Annotated in this window: 2 protein-coding genes and 1 pseudogene; all 3 read left to right on the top strand. The window is 68.4% G+C overall.

Annotation, left to right across the window (positions count from 1 at the left end):
- Positions 1-667: pseudogene (locus MVF76_RS03015) on the top strand (hypothetical protein); the annotation flags it as partial.
- Positions 668-2,161 carry a hypothetical protein gene (locus tag MVF76_RS03020; protein ID WP_297527311.1) on the top strand — a complete coding sequence of 498 codons (1,494 nt, stop codon included), beginning with the start codon at positions 668-670 and terminating at the stop codon, positions 2,159-2,161.
- Positions 2,162-2,176: 15 nt separating this feature from the next.
- Positions 2,177-3,016 (top strand): DUF2163 domain-containing protein, encoded by an 840-nt coding sequence (locus tag MVF76_RS03025; RefSeq protein ID WP_297527312.1) that lies wholly within the window; start codon positions 2,177-2,179, stop codon positions 3,014-3,016.
- Positions 3,017-3,072: the final 56 nt, after the last annotated feature.

Raw genomic sequence — 3,072 nt, forward strand, 5'->3', positions numbered from 1 at the left:
ATTGCGGGCCATCTCGGCCCAGACCTGGAACCACCTCGAGCTGAAGGTGGTGGAAGGCAACGGCACCGGGCTGCTGGAGCTGCGGGTCAACAGCCAGACCTGGCTGACGATCAGCGGCCAGAGCATTCCCACCGGCGGCAACCTGGTCGCCGGCGGCGTTTGCTGGGCCGACCAGCCGTACCCGGTGGAGCTGCTGTTCGACGACTTCTATCTGGCCGACGGCTCGGGGACCCGCAATAACGACTACCTGGGCGATGTGCGCATCGACGCCCTGCATCCGACCGGGGCCGGCAGTTTCAGCCAGTGGACGCCCTCGGGTGCAGGGCAGAACTGGGAGATGGTCGACGAACCGCTGCCCGATCACAGCGACTATGTGACCGCCGCCAACACCGGTGATCGGGACAGCTACGCCTTCGAGCCGCTGCCGGCGATGAACACGCCGACGGTTCTGGGGGTGCAGGTCACGGCCCTGGCGAAGAAGACCGACGCGGGCGCCGGTACCCTCAAGGCGTTGACCCAGTCTAGCACCACGGTGGCCACCGGCACGGCGCAGGCGCTGACCACCGATCCCACCTATCTGACCACGGTGTTCGAGCAGACCGCCGCGGGCGTGGACTGGACGGAGACGGAACTGAACGCTGCCGAATTCGGGGTGGAGAAGGGATAAATGGCCACGCAGGTCGACCAAGTCGCGATCGAGCCGGCGAGCAAGGGACTGCCCGCAGCCGGTCTCGATCAGGCGCTGCTGGAACCCGCAGCCCGGCCGCTGCCGCCGTCGGATCTGCTCCAGCAGGTCGCAGAGCCCGCAGTCCGGCCCGATCCGCCGGTTCAAGTTGATGTCCTCGATGCGGAGGCCACGGTCCGCCCGGATCCACCCGTTGCGCTGCTCGCCACCCTTATCGAGGTGGTCTGGCGCGAGCCACCGCCGCGGGGAATCTTCGCCTTCCGGCACGACTGGTCGCAGCCCTGGGTGGAGCGGTGGGAGTGGAAGACCCAGATTTTGCGTTCGCGCGACGGCACCGAGTCGCGTATCCGCCTGTGCCGCCATCCGCGCCGCGCAGTCAAGATATTGGTGACAGCCTGGGATGCCGGCGCCATCAGCCTGGATGCCTGGCTCACCGAGCACCAGGGCCGCGAGGCGTTGTTTCCGGTCTGGCCGGTGGCCCGCCGTGTGACGGCGGAGGCAGCCGCAGGCGGCACCACCGTTCAGCTGGATGCGGTCACCGATCCGCTCATGCGTACCACCCAGACCGAGATGCTGGACAACTGGGGACAGGGATTGGCGCTGATCCGGGCGCCCGACGGCGACGTGCAGCAGGTGATGGTCACTGGCTACGACGCCGCACAGAAGCTGGCGAACCTGACTCTGCCGCTGGCCCGGCCGGTGGTGGCGGGCTCGACCTTCGTGCCGCTGGTCCGGGGCACGGTCGCGGACCCTACGACCGCCCGGCGCCATTGCGCTGCTGCTACCTCCCAACCGGTCGAGATCCTGCTCGACGAGCGGGTGTGGGAATGGCCTTTCACCCCGGACCTGACCCTCGAGGGCGTGCCGGTCATCACCGAGGCCGAACAGTGGCAACCTGATCCTTCCATCGAGTACCAGGCACGGATCGAGCGGATCGACAACCGTCTCGGCCGGCCCTGGATCCGTCGGGTCGATGATCGCCCCTCACGCATCCTGAGCCGCCGCTGGCTGGCGGCGGGCCAGGCGGCCACCGACCGGCTGCTGGGGCTGTTCGAGTATCTGGCCGGACGCCTCAACCCCGTCTGGTTGCCGGACGAGTTCACGGGCCTTGCGTTGGCGCAGGCGGGAAGCAGCGGCGACGACCATCTGCTGCTGCGCCGTGTCCGGCTGCCCTGGCACTGGGAAGAGCCGGGACTGGGGCTGCTGATCCGCCCCACCGCCCAGCCGCCTGTGGCGGTGCGTGTATCACGGCTGGAGGCCGAATCGGAAACCATGGCACGCTTGCTGCTGGCCGACCCGCTGCCCGTGGACGTGCCGGTGGGCACGCCCGTCACGCCCTTGCACTTTGATCGGCTCGATCAGGACCGGGTGGAGTTCACCTGGCACACCGATGAGGTGCTGGAAGTGGCCGTGCGGTTCATGACGCTGGCGCGCTGCCACCCGTACCTGCGCGGCGGCGGGGACATTCCGTTCTGACAGGAACCACAGACGATGCCGATCCCGATCGGCCGGCCGCCGGGCGGCGAGATCCCGTCCGGCCCCGGCTTCAACTGTTACACCGACGACGTCACCGAGCTCTACCGCTTCACCCGAGGCACCACGGCTTGGCATTACACCTCGGCCAGCCGCGAGGTGGTGGCCAACGTGGACTGGAACGGCGACCGGACCTACCAGCCTGCGGCCATCTCCCGGGGCGCGCTGGGCCTGGGTCCCGAGGCGGGTCGGCGCGCCATCGACCTGCGCTGTCCCCGTGACCTGGACCTGGTGCGCGAATACCGCGGCGCGCCGCAGCCGCAACCCATGGGTATCAGCATCTACCGCCAGTTCGGCAGCGACTGGAGCTGGGCGCTGGTATGGACCGGGCGGGTGCTGCAGGTGATCTTCGAGGAGCGGGAGGCGCGCATCCGCTGCGAGCCGGCCAGCATCAGCCTCAAGCGGTTGGGATTGCGCCGGCTCTATGCCCGGCGCTGTCCCCATGTCCTCTATGGCGCCGAGTGCCGGGCGACGCCGGTGGCCGAGTCCTTCACCGTCTCGCAGGTGGACGGTCGCTTCGTCTGGTTCGAGGGGGCGAGCTTCCCGCCGGACCGCTTCGCGGGCGGCTATCTGGAGCGCGCCGACGGCACCCGGCACATGATCGAGCACAGCGACTATTACGGATCGGGCATCACCCTGATCTATCCGGCTCCCTTGCAGGTCGGTGAGACGGTGAGCCTCTACGCCGGCTGCGACCACACTCTGCAGACCTGCCAGAGCCGCTTCGGCAACGCCGACAACTTCGGCGGGTTCCCCTGGATTCCGCGCAAGAACCCGTTCAACGAAAGCGCGTATTGAGAAGGCAAGACCATGTGGGTGCAACTCGTTCTGTTCGTCGTCTCGGCGCTGATCCA

Source organism: Thiohalobacter sp. (genome assembly GCF_027000115.1).
Classification (GTDB): Bacteria; Pseudomonadota; Gammaproteobacteria; order Thiohalobacterales; family Thiohalobacteraceae; genus JALTON01.

Excerpts from the sequence above, each read along its gene's own strand:
- MVF76_RS03020 (WP_297527311.1), top strand. The coding sequence starts at position 668 with ATGGCCACGCAGGTCGACCAAGTCGCGATCGAGCCGGCGAGCAAGGGA.
- MVF76_RS03025 (WP_297527312.1), top strand. The coding sequence starts at position 2,177 with ATGCCGATCCCGATCGGCCGGCCGCCGGGCGGCGAGATCCCGTCCGGC.